Genomic DNA, 4,616 nt, shown 5'->3' with positions numbered 1-4,616 from the left:
GCCCGGCCCTGCGCCGCTCCCTCGCCGCCGCCCCTCCGGCCGAGGCGCCGGCCCTGCGCGGCAGCGCCCCGGTGACCGGGGGGCCGGCCCTCAGGCCGCCTCCGGCACCGGCGCTCCGGGTTTCGCGGGCGGACGCGGATCCTCGGTGAGGCGCCCGTTCTCGATGCGGAAGACCCGGTCGACCTGATCGAGCAGGCGCTCGCTGTGGGTGATGAAGACCTTGGCGGCCTTCACGCCCTTCAGGCTCTCGACGAGGGCGGCCTCGGTCGCGGGGTCGAGGTTCGCCGTCACCTCGTCGAGGAGCATCAGCCGCGGCCGGCGGCAGAGGGCGCGGGCGAGGAGCAGGCGCCGGCGCTGGCCGGTGGAGAGCACGCTGCCCTCCTCCGAGACGTGGGTGGCGTAGCCCTGCGGCAGCCGCTCGATCTCCTCGCGCAAGCCGACCCGGACGAGCGCCGCCTCCATCTCGGCGTGGGACACCGCCGGATCGAACAGCGACAGGTTGTCGGCCACCGTGCCGGCGAAGAGCCCATCATCGGCGAAGACGACCCCGAGATTGGCCCGGTACTCGCGCTTGCCGAACTGGCTCAGGGGCGCGCCGTCCACCGTCACCGAGCCGGCGGCGGGCTCGGTCAGGCTCGCCAGGATCCGCATCAAGGACGACTTGCCGGAGCCGGAGGCGCCCACGATGGCGATCGACTCGCCACGGCCGACATCGATGGCGAGGCTCGCACCCGTCAGGATCGGCTCGTCGCCGCGGCCGAACCGGATGGTGACGTCCTCGATCCGCACCTCCTTGCGGATCGTCCGGTGGAAGCTCGCCTCGTGCAGGCCCTCCTCGGGGGCTTGGCCGATCACGTCGTCGAGGCGGGCGACGTGAACCTTCAGGGCGGCGAGCTGCAAGAGGCTCGAGGTCAGGTGGTTGACGCGCTCGAAGAAGTCCCCGCGCAGGGCGATGAAGGCGTAGAGCGTGCCGATCGTCAGGGTGTTCTTGATGACGCCGGTGATGCCGAGATAGAGCGTCGCCACGGTGCTGAGCGCGATCACGACGTGCATCATGAACTCGGCGTCGAGGCCGGCCTTCTTCGCCCGGAAGTCGAGGTTGGCGAAGCGCGAGAAGCTCTCGAACCAGTTCATGGCGAACAGCTCGGTGCTGTTGTGCGCCTTCAGGCTGCCGATGCGCTGCAAGCCGTCGATCAGGCTCGCCTGCTCCTGCGAGCGGGCCTCGAGGGAGCCGGCGGTGGCCCGGTCGAGGGTCGGGAAGGTGACGAAGCGCATCGCCAACACCGCCGCGAGCGTCGCCAGGGTGATCGAGGCCATGACGGGCGAGTAGTAGTACATCAGCCCGACGAGCAGGAACGAGGTGCCGATATCGGCGAACGAGGTGACGAGCCCGCCGACCAGGAAGCCCCGGATCGTGTCGATCGACTGGATCCGGGTGACGAAGTCGCCCGGGTGGCGCAGCTCGAAGTAGCTCAGCGGCAGCCTGAGCGCATGGCCGACGACGTTGCGGGTGAACTGGAGCTGCAGGAGCGTCGAGGCGCGCAGCGCGATGTAGCCGCGCAGCCACTGCCCGAACGCCTCGAACAGCATCATCAGGATCAGGCCTGCGGCGAGCATCTGCATCAGGTCGAGGTCGACCTGCGGGATCACCACGTCAAGGGCGATCTGCAGCAGCACCGGGGTGGTGAGGCCGAGAAGCGAGATCGCCACCGAGACGAGCGTGATCTGCCAGACGGTGCCGCTCAAGCCCCGGGTGCTGCGCAGGATGTCGAACAGCTTGAGCCGGTCGCCGGCCTTGATCGCCCGGAAATCCATCCGGGGCGCGAATTCCAGCACCACGCCGCCGAACAGCCGCTCGACGTCGGCACGCTCGTAGATCCGCAGGCCGAATTCGGGGTCGTGGACGTGGTAGCGGCCGCGGGCGATGGCCTCCAGGACCACGAAGTGGTTGCCGCGCCAGTGCAGGATCGCCGGCAGCGCCACCTGATCGAGCTCGGCGACGCCGTCGAGGGCGTAGCCGTTGGCGTCGAGGTCGAGGCTGTCGGCCAAGGCCACGATGCTGGCGAGCGTCATGCCCCGCCGCGAGAGCGGAAACAGCGCCCGCAGGTAGGCGAGGTCGATGTCGTGGCGGTGGAAGTTCGCCACCATCGCGAGGGCGGCGAGCCCGCACTCGTTGGCCTCGTTCTGCAGGATCGACCGCACCCGCCGCCGGGGGCTGAGGGCGCGCTTGAGCCAGTCGGTCATCGGATCACCCCCTGCCGCTCAACCTCTGCCGCGCATCGCCCGGATCGGATCGAGCATCCAGTCGATCAGCCGCCGCCGCTCGACCACGATGTCGGCCGAGAGGGTCGAGCCGATGCGGATCGGCTCGTCGATCCCGTAGGCGCGCATGGTGCGTTGGTCAGGCCGCACCTCGACCCGGTAGACAGATTGGCGCGCCGCGGCGGCCGCGGCGTCGCCCCCGCCCTCCTCGGCGGAGGCGAGCATCGGGTTGCGCAGCGGCGTGCCGGAGATCACCGCGATCGTGCCCTTGGCGATGCCGAAGGTCTTGAACGGGAAAGCGTCGTACTTCAGCACCACCTCCTGCCCGACCTTGGCCAGCCCGATCGCCCGGGCCGGCACCTCCAGCACGATCAGGGGATCGGCGCGGGTGTCGCCGAGGATCGCCACCACCTGGTCGGCGGTGACCGAATCGCCGGGCTGGACGTAGATTCCGGCGACCTGCCCGTCGGTCGGCGCCACCACGTCGATGCGCGACTGGGCGCCGAGCGCGGTGATCTGCGCCTCGATGGCGCTGAGCTCGTTGCGGGTGGCGGCGAGCTGGGCCGCCTTCTCGGTGTCGCCGGTACGCTGGGCGCGCAGGCGCTCGGAGGTGCCCTGCTTCAGCTCGGCCCGCCGGGCCCGCAGCTCGGCGATCTGGCGGGCGTAGTCGAGGGCGGCGCGGCGCTGGCCGTTCAGCGCTTCCCGCGTCGCGTAGCCCTGGCGCAGGTAGGCCTCGACGCGGGCGACCATCTCCTCCTGCTGGCGCAGGCCCTCCTTGAGGGTCCGCTCCTGCTCGTCGAGGGCGCGGACCACGGCAGCGACGTTGCGCTCGGTCTCGTCGCGGTCGCCGCGGGTCGACTCGAGGTAGGCGGAGAGGCGCGCCTGCTCGGCGCCGAGGCTGGTGCGCCGCTCCTGCAGGCTGCGCAGGGTGGCGCCGACCGTCGAGACGCCGCCGGTGGTCTGCTCGCGCAGCTGGACCTGCATCAGGCGCTGGCCGCGCGTGACCGTGTCCCCCTGCTTGACGGCGATCTCCCGGACGATGCCGGCGGCCTGGGCGTCGAGGCGGGTGAGGCCCGAGGCGGCCGAGACGTAGCCGCGCACCGCTTCCGAGCGGGCGAGCCGGCCGAGAAACAGGGCAGCCACGATGACCACGATGATGGCCCCGAAGAACCAGGCCATCCACACGCTGCCGCGGTCGTGCTGGAGGTGGACCGTGCCGCTGATCCGCCGGCGCTGGAACGTGGCCTCCGCGGAGGGAGGCGCCGCGGGCTCGCTCATCGACCGTCTCGCTCTCGAGGCTCCTTACGCCGCGAGATCCTGCGGCGCCCCTCCGCCTGCCGGAGAGTTGTCCTGCACCGTCGCAGACGAGGGTAAATAATCGGCGAGCGAGGGCCAGAGATGCCACTGCTCCGGCCGGCTCGAGATCGCGGCCTGGATGTGCCGGCGCATGATTCCCGCCACCGCGGCGCGCTCCTCGGGCGCGCTGCCGCGCACCTCGAAGGGCTGCCCCAGGCTGATCGTGTCGCCGTGGTCCTCCATGGTGGTGGCGAGCGGCACGACGGTCGCGCCGGTGAGCCGCGCCAGGGTGTCGGTGCCGAAGGCGAAGCGGAAGGGCAAGCCGAACATCGGCATGTCCGCCGGCGCCCCGTAGGACGGGGCGAGGTCGCAGAACACCACGATCACCGCGCCCTTCTGGGCGAAGCGCACGGCGGAGAGGAAGTCGGCCCGCTCGCTCACGTTGAGGAAGCGGACGTCGACGTCGACCTCGCGCAGGCGCTCGATGACCTCGGTCTCCATCGCCATGTCGTCGCGCTGGCGCAGCACCAGCATCGGGCGGCCGGGGAAGTAGCGCACCATCAGGCAGGCGAGGCTCAGCACGTAGGCCCCCATGTGGAGGGGCGCCAGGATCACCGGCCGGCCGGTGGCGGCGACGCGCTCCATCACCGCGGGCTCGGTGACCTGCACGCGCGCGATGTCGCGCAGGATGGCGCCGACCGGGCGCCGGTGCAGGGCGCACCACTCGATCTCGGAGGCGAGGTCGTGCCGGTACGCCAGGCGCGAGAGGCGCAGCGCCTCGCGGCGCGGCAGGCGCAGGACGCCCTGGAACGTCTCGGCGAAGCCGGTGCCCTCGCGCCGCCCCCGGAGGCGGCCGGCGAGGTCGCGCGCCGCCAGGGCGGACTGCAGGATGCGCCGGCGCCAGGCCAGCGGCAGGCCGGCGAGATGTCCGTAGGTCCAGGGAATGTGCGGGGCCGTGCTCATCAGGTTCCGGTCCTTCTCAGAACGTGCCCCGCGCCGATCCGCAGTTTAGCGGCTCAGCACTTCTTCGACTTGGCGGGGGCGCAGGGCGGCGGCGG

Annotated in this window: 3 protein-coding genes; all 3 read right to left on the bottom strand. The window is 71.7% G+C overall.

Going from position 1 to position 4,616, the window contains the following annotated elements; translation table 11 throughout:
- Positions 1-90 precede the first annotated feature (90 nt).
- Genes VQ02_RS27785 through VQ02_RS27775 form a run of 3 tightly spaced genes read right to left on the bottom strand, consistent with a single transcriptional unit; the run spans position 91 to position 4,521 of the window.
- Positions 91-2,244, bottom strand: coding sequence for a peptidase domain-containing ABC transporter (locus VQ02_RS27785; protein ID WP_048447489.1), 2,154 nt, complete (start codon positions 2,242-2,244; stop codon positions 91-93).
- An 18-nt stretch (positions 2,245-2,262) separates the two neighbouring features.
- The gene (locus VQ02_RS27780; protein WP_048447488.1) at positions 2,263-3,540 is read right to left on the bottom strand and encodes an HlyD family secretion protein; all 1,278 of its coding nucleotides are present in this window, start codon (positions 3,538-3,540) and stop codon (positions 2,263-2,265) included.
- 24 nt (positions 3,541-3,564) lie between these two features.
- Positions 3,565-4,521 carry an LpxL/LpxP family acyltransferase gene (locus VQ02_RS27775; RefSeq protein WP_048447487.1) on the bottom strand — a complete coding sequence of 319 codons (957 nt, stop codon included), beginning with the start codon at positions 4,519-4,521 and terminating at the stop codon, positions 3,565-3,567.
- Between the last annotated feature and the right edge of the window lie 95 nt (positions 4,522-4,616).

This window comes from Methylobacterium variabile (genome assembly GCF_001043975.1).
Taxonomy (GTDB): domain Bacteria; phylum Pseudomonadota; class Alphaproteobacteria; order Rhizobiales; family Beijerinckiaceae; genus Methylobacterium; species Methylobacterium variabile.
The sequence above is the reverse complement of the archived record's forward strand: the minus strand, read 5'-3'. Positions and strand labels throughout refer to the sequence as shown.

Excerpts from the sequence above, each read along its gene's own strand:
- VQ02_RS27785 (WP_048447489.1), bottom strand. The coding sequence starts at position 2,244 with ATGACCGACTGGCTCAAGCGCGCCCTCAGCCCCCGGCGGCGGGTGCGG.
- VQ02_RS27780 (WP_048447488.1), bottom strand. The coding sequence starts at position 3,540 with ATGAGCGAGCCCGCGGCGCCTCCCTCCGCGGAGGCCACGTTCCAGCGC.
- VQ02_RS27775 (WP_048447487.1), bottom strand. The coding sequence starts at position 4,521 with ATGAGCACGGCCCCGCACATTCCCTGGACCTACGGACATCTCGCCGGC.